Below are 22,543 nucleotides of genomic sequence, written 5' to 3'. Positions count from 1 at the left end.
GGCGGGCCGGCCGTGCTTGTCCGTACGGCCGCCCCTCCGGGCACCCGGGCACCGGCATCCGGTGCCCGTCAGCCGGTCTCCACCGCAGAGGAAGTGACCGTGACCATGACCAGCACGGATACCGCCCCCGGGGGCCACGAGGCCGTGGCACTTCTGGAGCGCACCCGCACCACCGTCCATCCCGAACTCCGCTCCAGCGTCGAGTCGTTGCCCGGCTCCCTGCGCCGGGTCGCGATGTACCACTTCGGCTGGGAGCACGCCGACGGCACCCCGGCCTCGGGCCGGACGGGCAAGGCGATCAGACCCGCGCTCGTCCTCGCCGCGGCGCGCTCGCTCGGCGGGGACCCGCACCACGCCGTACGGGCCGCCGTCGCCGTCGAGCTGGCCCACAACTTCACACTGCTCCACGACGACGTGATCGACGAGGACCCGACCCGGCGGAATCGCGCCACCGCCTGGACGGTCTTCGGCATCCCCGACGCCATCATCGCGGGCGACGCCATGATGGCCCTCGCGCTGCGACTGCTCGCCGAGGACCCGCACCCGGCGTCGGCCGCCGCCTCGGCCAAGCTCACGGCCTGTGTCATCGAGCTGTGCGCGGGCCAGCAGGCGGACTGCTCCTTCGAGCGGCGCGATCCGCACGAGGTCTCGCTGGACGAGTGCGTCGCCATGGCGACGGCCAAGACCGGTGCCCTGCTGGGCGCCTCCTGCGCCCTCGGCGCGCTGTACGCGGGCGCGCGGGAGGAGCAGGTCGCCGCGCTGGACGCCTTCGGCAGGGAGGCGGGGCTCGCGTTCCAGCTGATCGACGACCTGATCGGGATCTGGGGCGATCCCGACCGTACGGGCAAGCCGGCCGGCGCCGATCTGGCCGCCCACAAGAAGTCCCTGCCGGTGGTCGCGGCCCTGGCCTCGGGCACCCCGGCGGCCGCGGAACTGGCCGAGTTGTACCGGGGGCCGATGGACGCCGAGGCCGTGGTGCGCGCGGCCGCCGCCGTCGAACGGGCGGGCGGGCGCGACTGGGCGCAGCTCCAGGCGGCCGAGCGGATGTCCCGGGCCGTGCACGAACTGTCCCGGGCGGTCCCCGACATGTCGGCGGCCGACGATCTGCTGGCCCTGGCGGAGTTCGTGACGCGCCGTACCCGCTGAGGCGGGCGCCCGGCCCCGCGCCGGCCAACTCTAGGATCGCCTCGCCGTGTTGACGTGACCGCGGTGACGGTATGGGCGATCCGGAGGAGGACCAGGAGATGGGCCAGGAGATTGGCCGGGATTTGGGCCAGGAGTTGGGCCGGAAGGCGGGCCGGATAACTGGCCGGAGAACGGGCCGGAAGACGGCTGTGGCGATCAGACGGGCGGGGGAGAGCGACCGGCCGGCGTTGGTACGGCTGCTCGAAGAGGCCTTCGACGACGACCCGGTGAGCTGCTGGGTCTTCCCCGAGAAGGCCCACCGTCACCGGGTGCACGGTCTTTTTCTCGGTGTCTTCGCCGATGTCGCGCTCGCCGACGGATGGGTGGACATCCTGGAGGACGAGACGGCCATGGCGCTGTGGCTCTCGGTGCCGGCGGGCCTGCCGGACGAGGAGGACGACACCCCCGCTCGGATGCGGGCGACAGCCGATCCGGACAACGAGCGGGCCGAACTGGTCGGCCGGCTGACGGGCGCGATCCATCCGCACGACCGCGCGCACGCGTATCTGCTGATGATCGCGGTGTCCCCGGAGCACCAGGGCCGGGGAGTCGGCCGGGCGCTGATCGAATCCGTGCTGGAGCGCTGCGACCGCGAGGGACTTCCGGCCTATCTGGAGGCGAGCAGCGAGCGGAGCCGGCGGCTGTATGAACGGCTCGGGTTCTCCTTCATGGGCAGCACGGTCGATCTGCCGGACGGACCGCACATGTGGCCCATGTGGCGTGAACCGCGGGGAACGGTGTGCTCGTGAGGAAGTATGACCGGAAGGAGTGACCCACGCTGCGGTGGAAGATCCGGTACCGCTACAGTCCGCGCCATGACAGCGGAGTCGACGGATTCATGGGCGGGTTGGTACCGGGACCGCCTGGGCGCGGAAGCGATCACCCTGAGCGTGGGTGGGCAGCAAGTGCGCACTCAGATCAGGGGAGTCGCGTACGAAGGGGCGGATTTCGCCGACCTGGAAGCGGTGGGGGCGGGCGAGCTCCTGTCGTCCTGCGTCATGGAATGGGACATACCGATGCCCGTCAGTTCGCCCGACGCGGTCCAACAGGCCACGCTCAGCTGTCTGCTGACGCTCGGTGAGCGGGCGGCCGAGGGACCGGTCGGCCGGGCGGAGCTGAGCCTGACGCTGCACTGCGGCGGGGCGGCCTACGCGTCGGGGATCGCCGGGGGCGGCTTCGAGGAGGCGCTGGGCCGGATCAGGCGCCAGCTGCCGAGCGGTACGGAACTGGGCGACCGGCCGCTGGTGGGGGCGTCCTGACGGGCTGACACTCTCACTAAGAGCTGACACTCTCACTCACGCACCCTCACCCACGCACCTTTACCCACGCACCTTTACTCACGCACCTTTACTCACACACTGTTACTCACGCGCTCGGTACCGGGGCTGGGGCAGGCCCTCATCCGGTATCGGGGCGTCGTCGTGGAGAACGAACTCCTCCTCGATGTCCGCCGGTTGGAATCCGGCCACCATCAGACCGTCGAGCAGCGCGTCCAGCCGGGCGCGCGCAGCCGGTCTGCCGACACCGCGGGCGCGCTGTGTCACGGAGCGCTCCTGGACCCCGCGGGCCGGCACCCGGCGCGCGGCGCGCGAGACATGCGCGCTGTGCCGTTCGGCGACCGCCGCCAGGCGATGGGTGTCGTACGGGATCGGCAGCCGCAGCGTGACATGGTGCTCGAAGTGGCAGTACGAGGGCAGCGACGCGGCCTCGGCGTCGGTCCCCGGCACGCCCTCGTTCCAGGGCGCCGCCACCAGCCTGGTCCGTACGACGGGGAAGCCGGCCTCCGCGAGCCGCTCCGCACACCGCTCGGCGGCGCGGCGCTGTTCGTCGAGTGTGCCCGTGCCGGGCAGGGTGAGCGTCGGCAGGGACGGGGTACGGCCCCGATCCAGGACGACGAGCGTGACGGCGAGGCCCCGGGCGGCGGCCCAGTCGTGGAGACACGCGACCTGGTCCGGGCGGTCGGCCCGTACGGTCAGGAGTGTCTTGAAATCGCCCTCGATGGCCCGGCCGAGTTCGGGCGAAGCGCCGGTCTCCGTACTGAAGTCCACCGCGTGACGTTACCAAGGGGAACACGGAAAGGGGCGCCCCTTGGTCGTTCGGGGCGCCCCTTCGTCACGCAAGGGAGGTCAGGCGTGTGTTCTCCGTGCGGGAGGTCAGGAGACCTTGGCCATCGCGGCGGCGAGGCCGTTCGCCCACAGGGCGTTGACCCGGGCGCGCTCGGCGGCGTTCGGCTGGGCGTTCTGGCAGGAGGTGCCGGGGCCGCCGCCGGACATCAGCTCGCTGCACGGGCCGGAGTAGTTGTCGGGGAGGCCGAGGACGTGACCGGTCTCGTGGGCGGTGACGCGGGTGGAGTTGTACTGCTGGTTCTGCCGGTAGTCCAGGAAGATGTAGCCGCGGCCGTGACCGTCGGTGCTCGCGTACGAGCCACGCGGGTCATTGCCCTCGCGGTACGTGAAGTCCGCGGCGCTGCCCGCCTGGAGCTTCACATTGGAGACGGCGCTGTTCCATATCGAGGTGGAGCTGGCTATCTGACCGGCGAACGAGGGCGCGCTCGACGCGTTGTAGATCACGGTGACGGCCTGCGCGCCGGGGTTGGCGGCACGCTTCTCGGCGACCGACTTCAGGACGGCGTCGAAGAACGCCTTGGTGCCCGCGGCCTCGGCCTTCGAGCCCTCGTAGGCGGCGTACGAGGAGGTGGCGGCCTCGCCGACCGGGGCCGGGGCGGCGGTGGCGGTGGGCGCGACACCGAGTGTGGCGAAGGCCAGACCGATACCGGCGATGGCGGAGATGGCGGTCTTGGGGTGTCTCATGTGGGGGGCTCCTACTCGTCCGTTGAACGGATTCGGTACCGCAGAGTCTCGGGGGAGACCGCCCTTGTGCGGATGATGTCAAAGACCGATAACACGAGCGCATCACCCTGGCCGTAAATCTTCGAATGCGCCTCCAATTACAGGGATTTGGACATCTGGTGTGGTGCGGGGAGGCCGCTCTACTCTCGGGGCATGGAGCTGGAGGTGAGACATCTGCGGGCCCTGTGCGCCATTGCCGATGCCGGCAGTCTGCACAAGGCGGCACGACAGCTGGGGATGAGCCAGCCATCCCTGACCACGCAATTGCGGCGCATCGAGAACGCGTTGGGCGCGGAGCTGTTCTCCCGGGAACGCACCGGCTGCCGGCCCACCCCGCTGGGCCGCTCGGTACTGAGCCGGGCCCGCCCGCTCGTCTCCGGGATGGCCGCGCTCGTCGCCGAGGCACGGGTGGTCGCCGGCCTGGCCGACGGGCCGAGGCTGCGGATCGGCTCCACCGCGAGCCGCGCGCTGGTGGGGTGGCTGCGACGGCTCAGAAACCGGCTGCCGGGTACGGACATCTCGCTCCATATGGACGTCTCCGCCAACGTGTTGCTGCGGATGCTCGCCGCGGGCCAGCTCGACGTGGCCTTCGTACATGAGGTGGAGGGGTGCCCGCTGCTCGTTCCCGAGGGGCTGGAGCGGCGGGTACTGGTGGAACGGGAACCGCAGTTCATCTCCATGGCCCGGGACCATCCGGCGGCCGGCAGCCCGGTGGTGGAACTCGCGGACCTCGCCGAGGACCGCTGGATGGTCGACCCCACGGTGGACGGCGAATGGGACGGGCTGCGCCGGGTATTGGGCGCGGCCGGGCTCGACCCGCCGGTACTGCACGGGGACTACCTCACGGCGGCCTCGCTGATCGCGGTCGGCGAGGCGGTCGCCCCCTGCCAGCCGACATCGGGCCCGCGCGACGACATGGCGATCCGGCCGCTGAGGGACGATCCGCTGGCGGTACGGCTGCTGCTGTTCTCGCGGCCGGACGGGTTGGGGGCGGGCGCGGAGCGGGCGGGCGCGGAGCGCTCCAGCGGCGACGCGGTGTTCGCGGACCTGGAGGCGTCGTACCGCGAGGCGGCGCTGCGCGCGGTCGACTACCGCAGATGGCTGGCCGCCCACAAAAGCCCACTGCTGCACGCGCGGGCGGCCTGACGCGGGGCTGCTCCGACGGGACGCGGGCTGCTCCGACGGGGCGGCCGGGAGGAAAACCGGTTGATCGGAACGGGCCCGAGTAAGTAGGCAGGGGGCTGTGCCCGCGCCTGTATCCATGCCCGTATCCGTATCCGTATCCGGCGGGCCGTCCCCCCGAGGAGTGACGATGGCTCACCGTATGACCGTGCCCGCCCTGTTCCCGCCGCCCGAATACGCGCACACGGCGATCGTCGAAACGGACCGCCGCCTTGCCTTCCTCGCCGGCTCCGTACCGCTCGACGCCGACGGCACGCTCGTCGGCCCCGGCGACCTTGAGGCCCAGACGAAGCAGGTTCTCGCCAATCTGGAGACCGCCCTGCGCGCGATCGATTGCGGTCTGTCCGACGTCGTGGCCACCACGGTGTATGTGGCCGCGACGGAACCGGCCGATCTCAGCCGGGTCTGGGAGGTGGTCCGCGAAGGCGGCCTCGCGCTGGGCCCGCACACCTCCACGCTGCTCGGGGTCACCTGCCTGGGATACACGGGACAGCTGGTGGAGATCACGGCGGTGGCCGAGGTCCCCTGACGCCGGGCTTGCGCGACGCCGGGCTTGCGCGCGGAGCGAACGGAGGGGCAGCCGGCGTCGGCCGGCGGGACAGTGGACGGCATGTCACCCATGTCACCCCTGCCGGCCATGTCGGCCGGGCCACTCGCGCCGACCCCGGCGACCCCGCCACGATCCGGCCGCGTAGCCGTCCTCTCCGACATCCATGGCGTCCTCCCGGCTCTGGAGGCCGTGCTCGCCGAGCCGGAAGTCTCCGCCGCCGAACGCGTCGTGATCACCGGCGACATCGCGGCGGGCCCCCAGCCGGCCGAGGTACTGGACCTGCTGACGGACCTCGGCGACCGGGCCGTACTGATCGGCGGCAACGCCGACCGCGAACTGGTCGAACTGCGCGCGGGGATGAGCTCCGCGCCGCCCGACGCCATCACCGCGTGGGCGGCCGGCCGGTTGCGCGACGACCAGATCGCGCTGCTGGCCGGTCTCCCGCGCACCCGATGCCTGGCCGTGGCAGGGCTGGGCGACGTCCTGTTCTGCCACGCGACCCCGCGCGACGACGAAGAGGTCGTCCTCGTCGACTCCCGGCTCGCCCGCTGGAGCGAGGTCTTCGAAGCGCTCGGCGAGCAGATCCGTACGGTCGTCTGCGGACACACCCACATGCCCTTCGCGCGCCTCGCCCACGGCCGCCAGGTCATCAACCCGGGCAGCGTCGGCATGCCCTACGGCCGCCCCGGCGCACACTGGGCGCTCCTCGGCCCCGGTGTCGAACTGCGCGTCACCCACTACGACATCGACGCCGCGATCGCCCGGCTCACGGCGGAATCCGGCTACCCGGACATCGAGGAGTGGGCGGACTACTACCTCCACGCCCGCGCGACCGACACCGAAGCGCTCACGACCTTCGGCCCCCGCGACGGCCGCACGACGGCCGTTGTCGGTCCCGTCTGAGATGCTGCCCCCATAGGCGCGCGGCGAACGGACGGCAGGAGGAGCCGATGGGCTTTACGGACGAGATCTGGCACGTCGTCTCACGCCACGACGCACAGCCGGTAGGAGACATCGCCATCGATGAGGCGGACTTCCCCTGGCTCAGCGGCCACTTCACCCCTGGCCCCGGATTCGCCGCGGTGAAGCCCCTGTTCGACCGCGAGCTGTCCCTGCTGGACCGCGTGAACGAAGACCCCCACGCCTGGGAGGCGGCGTGCGACGACGTCGTACGAGCGGTGGCCCTGGTGTCCCCGGACGGCCCGGTACCGGAATTCCTCCTGCACATCCGCGACGCCCGTGCCTGGTTCCGCTGGAGCGACACCCCGTTCGAAGCCTGAGCGAACGCTGCGTCCGAGTCCCGGTGTCAGTTCGGTTTCCGAGGGGTAGTCGGGGTGGGCCGGGGGGTGTGGATGCGGGTGGGGGCCGCCCCTTGGGTTGNGGAGCGACACCCCGTTCGAAGCCTGAGCGAACGCTGCGTCCGAGTCCCGGTGTCAGTTCGGTTTCCGAGGGGTAGTCGGGGTGGGCCGGGGGGTGTGGATGCGGGTGGGGGCCGCCCCTTGGGTTGGAGTTTCGCGGTTGCGGGTCGGGCGTCAAGGGCGCTCCTTCGTCGCGTCGGCAAGCCGATGGGCTGCGCCCACCCTTGACCCCCAACCCTCCACCGCAAGTGCTGCTTTGAGGGGGGCGGCCCGGGGGAGGGGTCCCCGGGAAGCTCCCTTTCCGTCGGGGTCTGTTGCCGACCGCAGGTCGGTGGGTGGGGCGCAGCAGTGGAATGGGGCGGCCCGGCACCGGCTAAGCGGACTGGCGTGGGTGGGTGGTTGGGACTCATGCCCCGCTGGTGGGGGTGTGTGGGTGGTGGGGTGGGTGTGACTGGTGAGCCGCTGATTGGGCGGGTCAGAGGAGGTGATGTGTCGTGGGGACGACTTAACTGGACTTAGGACGCATCACCGGCGGCGCAGGCCTGGCCGTGGCCGTGCTGACCTCCAGTCAGGCTTTGCCTAGCGCCTGCGTGAGCTGGTCACGCAGGGCACGCGCGGCATCGGGTGACAAGAGCGCGGTCACGTCAGCGTCGTCGTAGAGCGCGAGCCGAATGTGATCGTGGTGGCCTGTGGTGGCAACGTCGATAGCGATCGTCGGTGTGCCCTCGGCCCGGTAGTTGGCGGCTTTGTCGTCGCCGTCGAGCGCGAGAATGTCATCACCGCTGACGCTGGACCAGATACTCATGGGCTCATCCTGCCGCGCGAGGGTTCGCCCGGTGCTGATTGCTGGCAGGCCGGTTGAGCGGGCGTCAGGAGCGGCGGTAGCTGTCAACACGAACATGTGGCTAGACCGTTGTGGTGTCCTCGGTGCCCGGCCGAACCTCAGGGGGAGAGCGTCGTGATCACATCACAGTCCTCGCGGCCGCACGCACCGGACGCCGCTCCCTGACGCGCAAATGTTGCCGGTCGCGGCGCTAGGCATGTGCCTCAACCTCCCCGGCCATGACCTGGGGAGGGTTGGGAAGGAGAGACGCGAGGTTGTCCCGCACGAAGTCCGACGCCCTCTTGATCGACTCATCGGCACCGGCTTGGTCCCGGAAGACGCTGGTCGACAAGACCACTCCGTTCCCGGGATTGATCCAGTAGAAGGCCACGAAGCCAGGGATCTGGCGAATGAGGGGAATGAATCCCTCGTTCACGAGGCGGCCCACCTGGGCAGGATCGGTTACCCCTTCGTACCGGCGGACTGCTGCGTACATGGCGCTCCTTGCGGTTCGGCGGGGATCCTTTGCTGAGACGCCATACCCGCACGGCAGATATCCGCCTCGCGAGGCGTTGGGCAGTCACCGGAAAGGCCGCCTCCAGCGACACCAACGGCCCCACCCGGTGCGCGTGGAGGCGCGGGTCGTACCGGGCACTGTGTCGCGCTCAGCGGGTGTGGCCAACCAGCCTGCCGGTTGCACAGGAAGGCCCGGCGGTCGTTATCGCCGGGCCTTCGTGCATGGCGCCTGACCTGCATGTATGCCGTGAGCTCGGCATGCGCATGGCTGAAGGCGGGTTATGCCTTCTTGGTCTCCCAGAAGATCTTGTCGATCTGGGCGATGTAGTCCAGGGCCTTCTGGCCCGTGGCCGGGTCCTTCGAGCCCTTCGCGGTCGACAGCGCCTTCAGGGTGTCGTTGACCAGCTGGTGCAGCTCCGGGTACTTCTCGAAGTGCGGGGGCTTGAAGTAGTCGCTCCAGAGCACCGAGACGTGGTGCTTCGCGAGCTCGGCGCGCTGCTCCTTGATGACCGTCGCGCGCGCCTGGAAGTGGGCGTCGTCGTTGCCCTGCATCTTCTCCTGGACGGCCTTGACCGATTCGGCCTCGATGCGGGCCTGGGCCGGGTCGTACACGCCGCAGGGGAGGTCGCAGTGGGCGCTGACCTTCACCTTGGGGGCAAACAGGCGGGAAAGCATGGCTGTCCTTCCTCGTGATCGTCTTCTCAGGTGGGACATTACTCCGTGAGAAGCCTGTTTTCGCGGGTGCCCCCTAGGGCTTAGGACAAAAGTCCGGGGTCAGTATGGGACGCGTGGCGGAACGTACCGTGGGACCGGGAGGTGCCGAATGGCGGAGCACGGGCGGGAGCCGAGGGTGTCGTTGGGGATCGCTGAAGTGATGGGTCCCTCCATGTATCCGACGCTCAGGCACGGCGATCAGCTCCTCGTGCACTATCGCGCTCCCCTCAAGCCGGGCGATGTGGCGGTGCTGAAGCATCCGCTGCAACAGGACTTGCTGATCGTGAAGCGGCTGGTGGAGCTGCGCGACGGCGGGTGGTGGGTGCTCGGGGACAATCCGGGGGCCGAGGGGGACAGCCGGGTGTTCGGCGCGGTTCCCGAGGAGCTGCTGCTGGGGCGGGTCCGGGCGCGGTACCGGCCGCTGGGGGATCAGCGGTCGGCGCGCGCCGTGGTGTCCTGGCTGGTGTCCGCGGTGCGGCCGGTGCTGGCCGAGCGCTCGGTCTCCAGGCGTTTGCGGGCCCGGTAGGCGGCGACGTTGGCGCGGGTCGCGCAGCGGTCCGAGCAGTAGCGGCGCGAGCGGTTGGTGGACGTGTCCAGATAGGCGTTGCGGCACGGCGCCGCCTGGCACAGACCGAGCCGGTCGACGCCGTACTCCGTCAGATGGAACGCCAGCCCCATCGCCGCCGTCGCCGCGAAGCCCGCGGTCGCGTTGGAGGGGTGGTCCGCGAGATGCATGTGCCAGCGTGGATGGCCCTCGTCGTCCAGGAAGTCATGGCCGGAGATCTGCGGGCTGACCGGGAATTCGAGCAGCAGTGAGTTGAGCAGGTCCACCGCCTGGGTGGCCTCGCCCTCGTCGGCGGCGGTGAAGACGGCGCGCAGCCGGGCCCTTACCGACCGGAAGCGGGTGACATCCGCGTCGGTGGCGCGGCGGGCCGCCTGGGAGCTGGGGCCGAAGAGGGCGCGGACGGCCTCGACCGAGGTCAGGGTGTCCGTACCGCGGGCCGGTTCCTCGGTGTTGACCAGTCGCACGGCGGAGTCCGAGTAAGAGGCCAGTTCCACTTGTAGTCCTTACGGAAGCGGTCTAAGGTCTGGAGGGAAATCGGTGTAATAGCTGGTTGTGCTTCTAGGGTATTACAGAGGAGATGTTCCATGACGGAGACGGGAACCGCGCGTACGGGATCCCCCGGTACGGGGACCCACGAGTCGGCGGGGACCGACTGGCGCGGCTGGCAGGAGAGCTGGGACCGCCAGCAGGAGTGGTACATGCCCGACCGCGAGGAGCGCTTCCGGGTCATGCTGGACATGGTCGAGGCCGCGGTGGGCCCCGAACCGAGGGTGCTCGACCTCGCCTGCGGTACGGGCAGCATCACGGACAGGCTGCTCCGCCGGTTCCCGGGAGCGACCAGCACCGGCGTCGACCTCGACCCCGCGCTCCTCGCCATCGCCCGGGGCTACTTCGCCGGCGACGGACGCGTGAGCTTCGTGACCGCCGACCTGAAGGACCCGGGCTGGACGGCGCTCCTGCCGGATACCTCGTACGACGCCGTACTCACCGCGACCGCCCTCCACTGGCTGCGCGCCGAACCGCTCGCGGCGCTGTACGGGCAGCTCGGGGGCCTGGTCAGGGACGGCGGCGTCTTCATGAACGCCGACCATATGACGGACGGGTCCACCCCCAGGATCAACGCGATCGAGCGCGCCCACCGGCACGCCGGAATGGACCGCGCCAAGGCCGCGGGCGCCGTCGACTGGGCGGACTGGTGGGAGCTGGCCGGCCGGGACCCGGTCCTCGCGGAACCGACGGCCGAGCGGTTCAGGATCTACGGCGAACACGCGGAAGGCGATACTCCATCCGTGGACTGGCACGCGCGGAAGCTGCGCGACGCGGGCTTCGACGAGGTGCGGGCGGTCTGGTCCTCACCGTCCGACTCCCTCGTCCTCGCGCTCAAGTAGCGGCGAACCGAGGGCGAACCGAGGGCGGGTCACGGGTGAGGGCGGTACGGACGGACCCGTACCGCCCTCACCCGTTCCGCGCCACCTTCTACAGCACCTTCGACAGGAACGACTTCGTCCGGTCGTGCTGAGGGTTCGTCAGCACATCGCGCGGATGGCCCGATTCGACGACCACACCGTCGTCCATGAAGACCAGCGCGTCGCCGACCTCGCGCGCGAAACCCATCTCATGGGTGACCACGATCATCGTCATGCCGTCCTGCGCCAGATCGCGCATCACATCGAGCACATCGCCCACCAGCTCCGGGTCGAGCGCCGACGTGGGCTCGTCGAAGAGCATCAGCTTGGGCTCCATCGCCAGCGCGCGGGCGATTGCCACCCGCTGCTGCTGGCCGCCGGAGAGCTGCGACGGATAGCTGCCCGCCTTGTCGGAGAGCCCGACCCGGTCCAGCAGCCGCTCGGCACGGGCGCGGGCCACGGCCTTCGCCTCGCCGCGCACCTGGATCGGCGCCTCCATGATGTTCTCGACCGCCGTCATGTGCGGAAAGAGATTGAAGCGCTGGAAGACCATGCCGATGTCCCGGCGCTTCCTGGCGACCTCGCTGTCCTTGAGCTCGTACAGCTTGTCGCCCTTCTGGCGGTAGCCGACCAGCTCGCCGTCGACCGACAGCCGGCCCGCGTTGATCTTCTCCAGATGGTTGATGCACCGCAGGAAGGTCGACTTGCCGGAGCCGGACGGGCCGATCAGACAGAAGACCTCGCGCGGGGCGACCTCCAGATCGATGCCCTTGAGGATATGGGCGGCGCCGAAGGACTTGTGTACGCCCTCGGCCTTCACCATCTGGGTCATGCCATGCCTCCCTTGGGCCGGCCGAGGGACAGCAGGTTGACGCGGACGCGCTGGAACGGGGTCATCGGCAGGCTGCGGCTCGAACCACGCGCGTAGTACCGCTCCAGGTAGTACTGGCCGATGCTGAGTATCGAGGTCAGGATCATGTACCAGGCCGCGGCCAGGAACAGCATCTCCACCGTGGCACCCGAGGTCTGCGACACGTTCTGGGTCGAGCGCAGCAGCTCGGTGTACTGGACCGCCACCGCCAGCGACGAGGTCTTCAGCATATTGATGACCTCGTTGCCCGTCGGCGGCACGATCACGCGCATCGCCTGGGGCACCACGATCCGGCGCAGCGTCTTGGCGTGGCTCATGCCCAGCGCGTGCGCCGCCTCGGTCTGGCCCTCGTCGACCGACTGGAGGCCCGCCCGGCAGATCTCCGCCATGTACGCCGCCTCATTGAGCCCGAGGCCCAGCAGCGCGCACAGGAACGGGGTCATGAACGAGGACCACTCGTCCTTGTAGATCGGCCCGAGGTTGATGTACTCGAAGACGATGCCCAGGTTGAACCAGACGAGCAGCTGTACGTAGACCGGTGTGCCGCGGAAGAACCAGATGTAGAACCACGCGATGGCGGACGTCACAGGGTTCTTGGAGAGCCGCATCACCGCCAGGACGATGCCGAGCACCACTCCGAGGATCATCGCGAGCACCGTGATGATCACGGTGTTCTTGACGCCGGTCAGTATCTGGCCGTCGAAGAAGTAGTCCGGGATGGCGCCCCAGTTCACATCCCCCTGGGCGAACGCGTACACGAGCGCGACCAGTACGCCGATCGCGACGACCGCGGACACGTACCGCCCGTAGTGCCGCACCGGAATCGCCTTGATGGATTCCGGTGCGGTGGACGACTCGGCCCGTGGGCCTTCCTTGGGGTCGTCCGACTTGTCGATGTCAACCGTCACGGATGATGCCTCTGCCTTTCAGAGCCTTCGGAGCGGGCGCGGACTCAGGAGCCGCCGTTGAGCTTGGCTTCCTTGACCGCGCCGTCCTCGACACCCCACTTGGCGATGATCTTGTCGTACTCGCCGTTCTTGATGATCGCCTCCAGCGCGGACTGGAGCGCCTTCGTCAGCGGGTTGTTCTTGGCGACGGCGATACCGTACGGAGCGGCCTCGACCTGCTCGCCGACCAGCTGGAAGTCATTGCCGCCGCCCGAGGTCTTCACCGCGTACGCCGCGACCGGGAAGTCACTGGAACCGGCGTCCGCGCCGCCGCCGCGCAGCCGGGTCTGCGCCTCCAGGTCATTGTCGAAGGCCTCCAGCGTGATCGCGCCCTTGCCGCCGTCCGTGCACTTCTTGCTCTCGGCCTTGGCCAGATCGTGCGAGACGGTGCCGCGCTGGACGACCATCTTCTTGCCGCAGAGGTCGGACCAGGTGGTGATTCCCTTGTCGTCACCCTTCTTGGTGTAGATCGAGACACCGGCGGTGAAGTAGTCGACGAAGTCGACGCCCTCGCCGACCTTCTTGCCGGTGTCGCCGTCCACACCGTTCTGCCGGTCCTTGGTGTCCGTCATGGCCGACATGGCGATGTCGTACCGCTTCGAGCGCAGACCGGTCAGCAGGGTGTCGAAGGTGCCGTTCTCGAACTCGAACGTCACACCGAGCTGCTTGCCCAGCGCGTCGGCGAGATCCGGGTCGATGCCGACGGTCTTGCCCGACTTGTCCTTGAATTCGACCGGCGGGTACGCGATGTCCGAGCCGACCTTGATGACGCCCTTGTCCTGGATCGCCTTCGGCAGCTCCTTGAAGAGCGGGGCCTCGGCCGCGGCGGAGGAGTCGCCGTCCTTCTTGGCGCTCTCGGTCTGGTCGCCGCAGGCGGTCAGCAGCAGGGTGCCCGCGACCGCGAGCGCGCCGACCGCGGCGATCCTGGACTTCACGGCGGTCGTCCGGCGGGTGGTGCTTGCGGTCATGATCGGGTTCCTCCGGCGGATGAGGGAGCTGCCAAATGGCCGAGCACGCGTCTTCGAGTGTCGCGACCGAGTGTGATTAGGGCATCTTGCCATTCGGACTGGCCCATTCAGGGGAGCAGGCATGTCAAAATCGGGTAACGGGAGACCCCCTGACCCCGGCATGGCGGTACATCAGGACCGGACCATCTGCTGGAATACCTTCTTCCGGCCGGACAATCTCCGGTCCGTCTCCTTTTTAGGGCGTGATTCATGCCGGTTACCGGAAGTGTCCGAATACTCGGCTATGAGTCATCTCACCGCGGATATATGGACTCGTGGACGACACGGTCCGTCCGGTAAGAAGAACGATTACACCCCTCATCCGGGGCTCGGGGCGCGTGTGCGGCGCGCCCGCGCGTACGTATCACCTTCCGGGCCGAGCGGACCAACCGCCGGCGCGGTCGCGCACGCGGTGCCCACCCACCCCTCCTCAACCAGGAGCGGCAACCCTCAACTGATGAAGACTTAAGGGGTCATCCACATGGCAGCGGAGATTTTCAATCCTCGCAGCGACAGCGCCACCGACAACCAGCACGGCACGGCTCCTGACGAGCCCTTCGATCCGGCCTTCGCGCTGCACCGCGGCGGCAAGATGGCCATCCAGGCCACCGTCCCGGTGCGTGACAAGGACGATCTGTCCCTCGCGTACACCCCCGGCGTCGCGAAGGTGTGCAGCGCGATCGCCGAACGGCCCGAGCTGGTGCACGACTACACCTGGAAGTCACAGGTCGTCGCCGTCGTGACGGACGGTACGGCGGTGCTCGGACTCGGCGACATCGGACCGGAGGCCTCGCTCCCCGTGATGGAGGGCAAGGCGATCCTGTTCAAGCAGTTCGGCGGGGTCGACGCGGTGCCGCTGGCGCTCGCCACCACCGACACGGACGAGATCATCGACACCGTCGTGCGGCTCGCGCCGTCCTTCGGCGGCGTCAACCTGGAAGACATCTCGGCGCCGCGCTGCTTCGAGATCGAGCGCAGGCTCCAGGAGCGGCTGGACATCCCCGTCTTCCACGACGACCAGCACGGCACGGCCGTCGTGACGCTCGCCGCCCTGGGCAACGCGGCGAAGCTGACGAAGCGTGAGCTCGGCGACCTGCGCGCCGTCATCTCCGGCGCGGGGGCGGCCGGGGTCGCCATCGCCAAGTTCCTGCTGGAGGCGGGCATCGGCGATGTCGCCGTCGCCGACCGCAGGGGCCTCGTCAGCCGCGACCGCGACGACCTCACCGACGTCAAGCGCGAACTGGCCGAGATCACCAACCGCGCCGGGCTCTCCGGCTCGCTGGAGTCCGCCCTCTCCGGCGCGGACGTCTTCATCGGCGTCTCCGGCGGTACGGTCCCGGAGCCGGCGGTCGCGTCGATGGCGCCGGGCGCGTTCGTCTTCGCGATGGCCAACCCGAACCCGGAGGTCCACCCCGACATCGCGCACCAGTACGCGTCCGTCGTGGCCACGGGGCGCTCCGACTACCCGAACCAGATCAACAACGTGCTCGCCTTCCCGGGCATCTTCGCGGGCGCGCTCCAGGTCCGTGCGTCGCGGATCACGGAGGGCATGAAGATCGCGGCGGCGAACGCGTTGGCCGACGTGGTCGGCGAGGAGCTGGCGGCGGACTATGTGATCCCGTCGCCGTTCGACGAGCGGGTGGCACCGGCGGTGACGGCGGCGGTGGCGTCGGCGGCGCGGTCGGAGGGCGTGGCCCGTCGCTAACCGTCCGGTCGGGGCGGGTTCGTTGTCGGCTGGGGCCGGTGGTGGTGTGCGGGTTGTCGCCGGGGTGCGCTCCGGGCTCGCATCCGGGACTGCATGCTGTGCTTTCCCGGGGGACACCCCCGGACCCCCGTACGTCGCGCCGCTGGCCTGTCGTTGGTTCGGGCGTTCGCGCGCCACAAATCACGCTCTACGTCCCGGACACGACCCCTGCGCGCCCCCCTTCACCGCCCGTCACCGACTGGCCCGGCCGTGCGCGAGGGTGGGAGGGGGAGGCGGCGGCACACTCCCGCACCAGCCCACCCACCCCAGCCGAGTCGGCGCGTAGTTGGGACCCACCGGGGGAGGGGGTCGGGGTCGTAGGAGGTGCGTGTCCGGACACTAAAGCGTGATTTGTGGCGCGCGGACGCCCGAACCATCGTCTGGGCAGGGTCGCGCCGTAAATCATGCCGTCCGGACATGTACCTCCGGAGGCCCCGGCCCCCGGCCGACGACGACGAGACCGCAACCCGCACCCGCACCCGCACCCCGCACCCCCGCCGGAGGCGAACCCCGGCGCAACCCACGGGCCTCCCCTGGTTCACGCCCGCCTGTTGTGATGCCCTGTGACAGCAACCGACACAGGAGGCGCTTGTGAACCTGCTCGTCAATGGTGACGCCGAGCGTGGGCCCGGAGGGAGCGCCGAGCCCGTGTCCGCCGTGCACGGATGGGTCGTACGGGAAGGCGCGCCCGCGCTCATCGGGTACGACGTCGGGAACGGCTACCCCACCCCCGCCGACCCGGGCCCCGCCCCCGCGCACCGTGGCAGCCGGTTCTTCTCCGGTGGCAACAGCCCGCGCACCGCGCTCGTCCAGGACGTCACGCTGCCCGCCACCGGGGCCGTCGGCCGCGCCGCCGTGGATGCCGGACGCGTGCGGTACGCCGTGTCCGGGTGGCTCGGCGGGTATGCCACGCAGGAGGACGGCGCCAGGCTGTCGGTCGAGTTCCGCGACGGCAGGGGCACACCCGTCGCGCTGTCCGTGCTCGGCCCGGTCACGGCGGCCGAACGCGGCGGCCGTACCGCGCTGGTCGAACGCACCGCCGAGGCCGCCGTGCCGCCCGGCGCGCGCTCCGCGCGGGTGCTGCTCGTCTTCACCCGGGCCGGCTCCGGGGTCTCCAACGACGGTTACGCCGACGCGATATCGCTGACTCTGAAGGTCTCGGGGGGACGGGCATGAAACTGAACCGACGCGATCTGCTCAAGGCCGCCGGTGCCGCCGGAGCGCTCAATGTGGTCTGGCCGCTGAGCGCCGGCCTCTCGCCCGCGCAGGCGCGCGAGGCCGCCGAGGCGCTCGGCTCGTCGTACGACGCCGCGCCGTTCACGCTCGGCGTCGGCTCCGGCGATCCGGGGCCCACGGGCGTCGTGCTGTGGACCCGCCTCGCGCCGGAGCCGTTCGCCGAGCCCGGCGAACAGCCGCTGCCGGAGGTCGTCGAGGTGCGCTGGGTCGTGGCCGAGGACCGGGCGCTGCGCCGGGTCGTCGCCCAAGGCACGGCGCCCGCGTCCGCGACGCTCGGGCACAGCGTGCACGTACCGGTCCATGGCCTGCGTCCGGGCCGCGAGTACTGGTACGCGTTCACCGCGCTGGGCCGTACCAGCAGGCTGGGCAGGACCAGGACCGCGCCCTCGGGCCGGGTACGCAGTGCCCGCTTCGCCACGGCCAACTGCCAGAACTACCCGCAGGGTTACTACGCGGCGCTGCGCGGCATCGCCCGCGAGCGGCTGGACTTCGTCATCCATCTCGGCGACTACATCTACGAGTACGGGCCCGAGGGCGGCGATGTCGTCCGCGACAACAACGGCCCGACGATCTACACGCTCGCCGACTACCGCAAGCGCCACGCGCTCTACAAGGGCGATCCCTCGCTGCGGGAGGCGCACGCCGCCCACCCCTGGTTCCTGACCTGGGACGACCACGAGGTCGCCAACGACTACAGCGGTACGGGCGGCGGGGCGCCGTTCCTCCAGCGCCGGGCCGCCGCCTACCAGGCGTGGTACGAGCATCTGCCGCACCGCGACGCCGGTGACTCCGCCCTGCCCGACCCGGACATCCACCGGGTACGCCGCTGGGGCGATCTGCTGGAGCTGGCCGTGCTGGATCTGCGCCAGTACCGCTCCGCGCAGAACCTCCCGGACGGCACGATCCTCGGCGCCGACCAGAAGGCATGGCTCAAGCGGACCGTCGACCGCGCACCCGACTCCTGGCATATCTGGGCCAACTCGATCATGCTCAGCCAGCTGCGCGGCAGGCCCGGCGGTTCGTATATGTTCACCGACCAGTGGGACGGCTTCCTCGGCGAGCGCAAGGAAGTGCTCGAACATGTCCGTACGAGCGGCCTTGAAGACCTCATCGTGCTCACGGGTGACTGGCACTCGGCGTTCGTCGACGACATCAGGCCGGACTACGACAACACGGAATCGCCCGTCATCGGTACGGAGTTCACGGCGCACTCGGTGACCTCCAGCGCGTACGACCCGGGCTGGAACGCGACCAACGGGCCGCTCATGGGCCAGGCCAATCCGCACCTCCAGTACTTCGAGGGGAACCGTTACGGCTACGACGTGTACGAGGTGACACCGGAGCGCTTCACCACCCATATGCGGGTGATCGAGGACCGCCGGGATCCGGTCTCGCCCGTCTCCACGCTGACCACCTTCCATGTGGACCGGGGAACGGCGGGCGCGTACGAGGACCCGGCGACCAGGAACTCGCCCGCGCAGTACCGCAGGGACTGATCCGGGGCGCGGGACGCGTGTCACACGCGCGTACGGTTCCTCCGCGTCCCGCTCCCGCCCTATCGTCAAGGTCATGTTCGCCGCCTACGCAGCACGTATTGACCGCGACCACCCCCTCAACGGCCTTGAGCTGGGCGAACGCCCCGCGCCCGAGGTGCGCCCCGGCTGGACCACCGTCAGGGTGAAGGCCGCCTCGCTCAACCACCACGATCTGTGGTCGCTGCGCGGGGTCGGCCTGCCCGAGGGCAAGCTGCCGATGATCCTCGGCTGCGACGCCGCCGGCCTCGACCCGGACGGCAACGAGGTCGTGGTGCATTCGGTGATCGGCGGGGGCGATCACGGCACCGAGCCCCGGTCGATCCTCACGGAGCACTACCAGGGCACGTTCGCCGAGCAGGTCACCGTGCCCATCGGCAACGTCCTGCCCAAGCCGCCGCAGCTCACCTTCGAGCAGGCCGCCTGTCTGCCGACCGCCTGGCTGACCGCGTACCGCATGCTCTTCACCAACGCCGGTGTGCGGCCCGGGGATTCGGTCCTCGTCCAGGGCGCGGGCGGCGGGGTCGCCACGGCGGCCATCGTGCTCGGCAGCGCCGCGGGACTGCGGGTGTACGCGACCAGCCGCGACGAGGCCAAGCGGGCGCGCGCGGTCGAACTGGGCGCGCTGGAGGCCTACGAGCCCGGCGCGCGGCTGCCGCACCGGGTGGACGCCGTCATCGAGACGGTGGGCGCCGCGACCTGGTCGCACTCCATCAAGTGCCTCCGGCGCGGCGGCACGCTGGTGATCTCGGGCGCGACGAGCGGTGACCGACCCGCGCACGCCGAGCTGACCCGGATCTTCTTCCTGGAGCTGAGGGTCGTCGGCTCCACGATGGGGTCCAGGGACGAACTGGAGGACCTGCTCGCCTTCTGCGCGGTGAAGGGCGTACGGCCGGTGATCGACGAGGTGCTGCCGCTGGAGCGGGCGCGGGAGGGCTTCGAGCGGATGGCGGCGGGCGAGCTGTTCGGCAAGGTCGTCCTCACTCCCTGAGGTTGTCAACTTCTATTGACATCACCTTCCTGTCAACGTACGTTGACGTCATGACCGAAGCAACGGATCTCGCCGAGCGGGCGGGCGACCGCGACCCCCGGGTCGGGCTGAGGGCGGTCGCCGCGCTGCGGCGGCTGCTCGAACAGCTCGAAGCCGTACAGGTGCGCAGCGCCCGCAATCAGGGCTGGTCGTGGCAGGAGATCGCGGACGAGCTGGGCGTCAGCCGGCAGGCCGCGCACAAGAAGCACGGGAGGCAGTGATGTTCGAACGGTTCACCAAGGGCGCCCGGGGTGTGGTCACCGGGGCCGTCGGACACTCCGAGCGCATGGGCGCGGACACGGTCACCGACGAGCACCTTCTGCTGGCGCTGCTCGACCAGCGGGGCACGCGCGCGTCCTTCGCGCTGGCCGCGCTCGGCGTCACGGACCGGCGGGAGTCCCTGGAGGGCGCGTTCGCGGAGGCGCGCAGGCGGGGCGGCCTGACGAAGGCGGACGCGGACGCGCTGGCCGGGATCGGGATCGACGTCGGGGAGATCATCTCGAAGGTCGAGGAAGCCCACGGGGAAGGCGCGATGCGGCTCGGCGGTAAGCCGAAGCGGTGGTGGTCGGGGCACCGGGGGTTCACCCCGGCGGCGAAGGCCACGCTGGAGAAGTCGCTGCGGATCGCGCTCGGCCGCGGCGACCGGCACATCGGCGACGAACACCTCCTGCTCGCGCTGACGGCCCGGCCGGGGCTCGTGTCGGAGGTCCTGGCGGACCACGGGGCGACATACGAGACGGTGGAACGCGCGATGTTCGGCGGCCTGTCCGAGGCGAGCTGACCGGCCCGTCGGTGACGGACGGTGAAGGGGGGCGCGCAGGGGTCGTGTCCGGGACGTAGAGCGTGATGTGTGGCGCGCGAACGCCCGAACCAACGACAGGCCAGGGTCGCGCCGTACGGGGGTCCGGGGGTGTCCCCCGGGAAAGCACAGCATGCAGTCCCGGACGCGAGCCCGGAGCGCACCCCGGCGACAACCCGCACAACCACCACCGGCCCCAGCCGAAACGCACCCGGACAACGGCCCCAGCCGAAACGCACGCTAACCGTTGCGCGTGCGCAACACCTCGCCGATCCGCGTCGCCGCCGCCGCCAAGTGGCCCCGCGCCTCAGCCACTTGCGCTTCCGTCACCCCGTTGTCCCGCGCCGCGTCGCGGATGTCGTCACGGAAGCGGTCCAGCAGCCGGTCCAGGTCGCGTGCCGGGTCGCCCGTCCGCGGGGCGTCCTCCGCCCAGACCGGATCGGGCTCCGCCTCCGGGGCAGGGGCAGGGGCGGGCGCCGGTTTGCGGGTGGACCATGCCGTACCGGCCAGGCCGCTCAGCTGGTCGGCCAGCTCCGACATGCCTTCGCGCAGGCCGCTCGGCCAGTCGCCCCGTACGAAGTGGTCCTGCACCTGGTCCTGGACCTGCTTCGCGATGCGCTGCACCGTCTCGCGGGTCTGCTCCGCGTCCTCGCGGGCCCGGCGCGACTCGTCCTTCGCCCGGCGGGCCTGCTCCTTCCACTCCTGCTTGGCGCGCTTGAGCTCTTCCTTGGCCGCGCGCCAGGAGTCGTGGTCCCCGAAGGCCGACTCCCAGTCCTTCCGCGGGCCGCCCGTGCGGGTCTCGGAGGCCGCCGCGCGCATCTCGCTGCGCAGTTGGCCCGCCGCGCCCCGTACGTCGTCACGTATCTCCGCGGCCAGCTCGGCCACGGACTCGCGGATCTCCAGCTCCAGATCGGCCAGCTCGCCGCCTCGTCCCGCCAGTTCGGCGCGGCCCGCGTCGGTGATCGAGTAGACCTTGCGGCCGCCCTCGGTGGCGTGCGTGACAAGGCCCTCGGCCTCCAGCTTGGCCAGCCGGGGGTAGACCGTGCCGGCGGACGGCGCGTACAGGCCCTGGAAGCGTTCCTCCAGGAGGCGGATCACCTCGTAGCCGTGGCGCGGCGCCTCGTCGAGAAGCTTGAGCAGATAGAGGCGGAGGCGGCCGTGGGCGAAGACCGGAGGCATGGTCAGAACTCCTTCGTGTCGGTCGGCGCCGTGCCGGCCGGGGAGGGGGCGGCCGGGGCGGGGGAGTCGTACGGGCCGTCCTCGACCGGCGGCCTGCGCAGCAGCGCGATCGAGCCGGACACCGTGGTCGCCTTGAGCGTGCCCGTGCCCGCCCCCAGCGTGCCGGTGATCTTGTGCGCGCCCCAGTGGCCGCTGACCCGCAGATCGTCGAAGGCGTTGGAGACGGCGCCGCTCGCCGTGTTCACCTCGACCCGCGCGTCCGTGGGGTGCGGCAGCCGGATCGCGATCTCGCCCGAGACCGAGGTCAGCCTGATGTCGGTGGGCGCGCCCGCCGGGTCGAGGTCCACGACCATGTCGCCGCTGACCGAGTCGGCCCGTACGGACGATCCCGCGCCCTCGACGACCGTCAGATCGCCCGAGACGGAGTGGAAGCGGAGGCCGCCGGTGACCGCCTGGGCCTCCACATTGCCGGAGACCGTGTCGGCGCGTACCTCGCCGGACAGCCCCACGAGCGTGGTGTCGCCGCTGACGCCCCGGACGTCCGTACGCCCCCGTACCCCCGAGACCACGGCTCCCGCGCCGACCACCCCGACCTCGACCTCGGTCCCGGCGGGGACCGCGACGGAGACGACCGCGCTGCGGTGCCTGCCCTTGGGGTCGAGCCACTTGAGGAAGTCCTTCCAGGGCAGGTCCTCGTACGCGACCGTGAGCGTGGAACCGCTTCGGGTCACGATCAGCGGCGGGCCCTCGATCCGGGAGATCTCCAGATGGGCGCCGCCCTGTTCGTTCAGTACGGCCTCGTCCGTGCCGACGACGTTCACGGTCCCGTTGACCACCCGCACATTGAGCGAGGTCACCGGGTCGTCGAAGGTGAGCTTTCTCGGCTCGGCGACTTCCCACGTCGACTCTGCCATGGTGCTGACCTCCTGAGGCCCGGCTTAACGCAACATATCGCGTCTCTTGATGGACACGATATATCGCGGATATCGGAAGTCAAGGCCGGGTGGCCGAACCCGCCGGGCCCCCGGCGGTCGCAGCGCCCACATCGGG

26 protein-coding genes are annotated in these 22,543 nt (G+C 70.4%); 15 read left to right on the top strand and 11 right to left on the bottom strand.

The features are described 5' to 3' along the window. Window positions 1-105 precede the first annotated feature (105 nt). The 3 genes from M1203_RS35110 (at window position 106) to M1203_RS35100 (ending at window position 2,444) form a co-directional block, all read left to right on the top strand. A complete protein-coding gene (locus M1203_RS35110; protein WP_249953907.1) occupies window positions 106-1,146 on the top strand; it encodes a family 2 encapsulin nanocompartment cargo protein polyprenyl transferase in 1,041 nt (346 codons plus the stop codon). Between the two features lie 188 nt (window positions 1,147-1,334). Beyond that, window positions 1,335-1,934 (top strand): GNAT family N-acetyltransferase, encoded by a 600-nt coding sequence (locus tag M1203_RS35105; RefSeq protein WP_249953964.1) that lies wholly within the window; start codon window positions 1,335-1,337, stop codon window positions 1,932-1,934. A 66-nt stretch (window positions 1,935-2,000) separates the two neighbouring features. Then, on the top strand, window positions 2,001-2,444 hold the full coding sequence (locus M1203_RS35100; RefSeq protein WP_249953906.1) for a DUF6304 family protein: 444 nt from the start codon (window positions 2,001-2,003) through the stop codon (window positions 2,442-2,444). A 102-nt stretch (window positions 2,445-2,546) separates the two neighbouring features. Here the strand turns inward: M1203_RS35100 and M1203_RS35095 are convergent, their stop codons facing one another. Next, on the bottom strand, window positions 2,547-3,233 hold the full coding sequence (locus M1203_RS35095) for a hypothetical protein (RefSeq protein WP_249953905.1): 687 nt from the start codon (window positions 3,231-3,233) through the stop codon (window positions 2,547-2,549). A 105-nt stretch (window positions 3,234-3,338) separates the two neighbouring features. Then, window positions 3,339-3,995 carry a snapalysin gene (gene snpA, locus M1203_RS35090; protein WP_249953904.1) on the bottom strand — a complete coding sequence of 219 codons (657 nt, stop codon included), beginning with the start codon at window positions 3,993-3,995 and terminating at the stop codon, window positions 3,339-3,341. 192 nt (window positions 3,996-4,187) lie between these two features. Between snpA and M1203_RS35085 the strand changes: the two genes are divergently transcribed. The 4 genes from M1203_RS35085 to M1203_RS35070 all read left to right on the top strand — a co-directional run bounded on the left by M1203_RS35085 (window position 4,188) and on the right by M1203_RS35070 (window position 7,046). Continuing rightward, window positions 4,188-5,180, top strand: a complete 993-nt coding sequence (locus M1203_RS35085) for a LysR family transcriptional regulator (RefSeq protein ID WP_249953903.1) — start codon at window positions 4,188-4,190, stop codon at window positions 5,178-5,180. Window positions 5,181-5,346: 166 nt separating this feature from the next. Continuing rightward, entirely contained in the window at window positions 5,347-5,745 is a 399-nt protein-coding gene (locus M1203_RS35080) for a RidA family protein (RefSeq protein ID WP_249953902.1), read from the top strand. 108 nt (window positions 5,746-5,853) lie between these two features. Then, window positions 5,854-6,669, top strand: a complete 816-nt coding sequence (locus tag M1203_RS35075; RefSeq protein WP_249953963.1) for a metallophosphoesterase — start codon at window positions 5,854-5,856, stop codon at window positions 6,667-6,669. A 47-nt stretch (window positions 6,670-6,716) separates the two neighbouring features. Then, window positions 6,717-7,046, top strand: a complete 330-nt coding sequence (locus M1203_RS35070; RefSeq protein ID WP_249953901.1) for a hypothetical protein — start codon at window positions 6,717-6,719, stop codon at window positions 7,044-7,046. Between the two features lie 646 nt (window positions 7,047-7,692). On the opposite strand, the gene M1203_RS35065 is transcribed toward M1203_RS35070, so the two are convergent. From M1203_RS35065 to sodN, 3 genes are all read right to left on the bottom strand, one after another. Then, the gene (locus M1203_RS35065; protein ID WP_249953900.1) at window positions 7,693-7,929 is read right to left on the bottom strand and encodes a hypothetical protein; all 237 of its coding nucleotides are present in this window, start codon (window positions 7,927-7,929) and stop codon (window positions 7,693-7,695) included. A 229-nt stretch (window positions 7,930-8,158) separates the two neighbouring features. After that, the gene (locus tag M1203_RS35060; RefSeq protein WP_249953899.1) at window positions 8,159-8,443 is read right to left on the bottom strand and encodes a hypothetical protein; all 285 of its coding nucleotides are present in this window, start codon (window positions 8,441-8,443) and stop codon (window positions 8,159-8,161) included. A gap of 299 nt (window positions 8,444-8,742) precedes the next feature. Further along, window positions 8,743-9,138, bottom strand: a complete 396-nt coding sequence (gene sodN / locus M1203_RS35055) for a superoxide dismutase, Ni (protein ID WP_030352782.1) — start codon at window positions 9,136-9,138, stop codon at window positions 8,743-8,745. 148 nt (window positions 9,139-9,286) lie between these two features. Between sodN and sodX the strand changes: the two genes are divergently transcribed. Continuing rightward, complete coding sequence (gene sodX, locus M1203_RS35050; protein ID WP_249953898.1) at window positions 9,287-9,703, top strand: nickel-type superoxide dismutase maturation protease; 417 nt, start codon at window positions 9,287-9,289, stop codon at window positions 9,701-9,703. Here sodX and M1203_RS35045 read toward each other — a convergent pair. Further along, window positions 9,607-10,236 carry a CGNR zinc finger domain-containing protein gene (locus M1203_RS35045; protein ID WP_249953897.1) on the bottom strand — a complete coding sequence of 210 codons (630 nt, stop codon included), beginning with the start codon at window positions 10,234-10,236 and terminating at the stop codon, window positions 9,607-9,609. The two genes, sodX and M1203_RS35045, sit on opposite strands and share 97 nt — an antisense overlap. A 90-nt stretch (window positions 10,237-10,326) precedes the next feature. Here M1203_RS35045 and M1203_RS35040 point away from each other — a divergent pair, with 90 nt between their 5' ends. Continuing rightward, a complete protein-coding gene (locus tag M1203_RS35040) occupies window positions 10,327-11,130 on the top strand; it encodes a trans-aconitate 2-methyltransferase (RefSeq protein ID WP_249953896.1) in 804 nt (267 codons plus the stop codon). Window positions 11,131-11,218: 88 nt separating this feature from the next. Here M1203_RS35040 and M1203_RS35035 read toward each other — a convergent pair whose 3' ends face one another. From M1203_RS35035 to M1203_RS35025, 3 genes are read right to left on the bottom strand one after another with little or no spacing between them, the layout of a single operon-like run. Beyond that, window positions 11,219-11,971: an amino acid ABC transporter ATP-binding protein gene (locus M1203_RS35035; RefSeq protein ID WP_106979208.1), complete on the bottom strand. Its 753-nt coding sequence runs from the start codon at window positions 11,969-11,971 to the stop codon at window positions 11,219-11,221. 5 nt (window positions 11,972-11,976) lie between these two features. Further along, entirely contained in the window at window positions 11,977-12,927 is a 951-nt protein-coding gene (locus M1203_RS35030; protein ID WP_249953895.1) for an amino acid ABC transporter permease, read from the bottom strand. 44 nt (window positions 12,928-12,971) lie between these two features. Then, entirely contained in the window at window positions 12,972-13,934 is a 963-nt protein-coding gene (locus M1203_RS35025) for an ABC transporter substrate-binding protein (RefSeq protein ID WP_249953894.1), read from the bottom strand. Between the two features lie 520 nt (window positions 13,935-14,454). Between M1203_RS35025 and M1203_RS35020 the strand changes: the two genes are divergently transcribed. From M1203_RS35020 to M1203_RS34995, 6 genes are all read left to right on the top strand, one after another. Continuing rightward, a complete protein-coding gene (locus tag M1203_RS35020; protein WP_249953893.1) occupies window positions 14,455-15,678 on the top strand; it encodes an NADP-dependent malic enzyme in 1,224 nt (407 codons plus the stop codon). 630 nt (window positions 15,679-16,308) lie between these two features. Beyond that, complete coding sequence (locus tag M1203_RS35015) at window positions 16,309-16,893, top strand: phosphoesterase (RefSeq protein ID WP_249953892.1); 585 nt, start codon at window positions 16,309-16,311, stop codon at window positions 16,891-16,893. Continuing rightward, on the top strand, window positions 16,890-18,449 hold the full coding sequence (locus M1203_RS35010; protein WP_249953891.1) for an alkaline phosphatase: 1,560 nt from the start codon (window positions 16,890-16,892) through the stop codon (window positions 18,447-18,449). The genes M1203_RS35015 and M1203_RS35010 overlap by 4 nt, the downstream gene beginning before the upstream one ends. A gap of 73 nt (window positions 18,450-18,522) precedes the next feature. After that, window positions 18,523-19,476, top strand: coding sequence for a zinc-binding dehydrogenase (locus M1203_RS35005; RefSeq protein WP_249953890.1), 954 nt, complete (start codon window positions 18,523-18,525; stop codon window positions 19,474-19,476). A gap of 50 nt (window positions 19,477-19,526) precedes the next feature. Beyond that, entirely contained in the window at window positions 19,527-19,736 is a 210-nt protein-coding gene (locus M1203_RS35000; protein ID WP_030355647.1) for an HTH domain-containing protein, read from the top strand. Next, window positions 19,736-20,296, top strand: coding sequence for a Clp protease N-terminal domain-containing protein (locus tag M1203_RS34995; RefSeq protein WP_249953889.1), 561 nt, complete (start codon window positions 19,736-19,738; stop codon window positions 20,294-20,296). The genes M1203_RS35000 and M1203_RS34995 overlap by 1 nt, the downstream gene beginning before the upstream one ends. A gap of 258 nt (window positions 20,297-20,554) precedes the next feature. Here M1203_RS34995 and M1203_RS34990 read toward each other — a convergent pair whose 3' ends face one another. Both M1203_RS34990 and M1203_RS34985 read right to left on the bottom strand, forming a co-directional pair. Continuing rightward, window positions 20,555-21,493, bottom strand: coding sequence for a PadR family transcriptional regulator (locus tag M1203_RS34990; protein ID WP_249953888.1), 939 nt, complete (start codon window positions 21,491-21,493; stop codon window positions 20,555-20,557). A 2-nt stretch (window positions 21,494-21,495) separates the two neighbouring features. Next, complete coding sequence (locus M1203_RS34985; RefSeq protein WP_249953887.1) at window positions 21,496-22,407, bottom strand: DUF4097 family beta strand repeat-containing protein; 912 nt, start codon at window positions 22,405-22,407, stop codon at window positions 21,496-21,498. Between the last annotated feature and the right edge of the window lie 136 nt (window positions 22,408-22,543).

This window comes from Streptomyces sp. 35G-GA-8 (assembly GCF_023534745.1).
GTDB lineage: Bacteria > Actinomycetota > Actinomycetes > Streptomycetales > Streptomycetaceae > Streptomyces.
The sequence above is the reverse complement of the archived record's forward strand: the minus strand, read 5'-3'. Positions and strand labels throughout refer to the sequence as shown.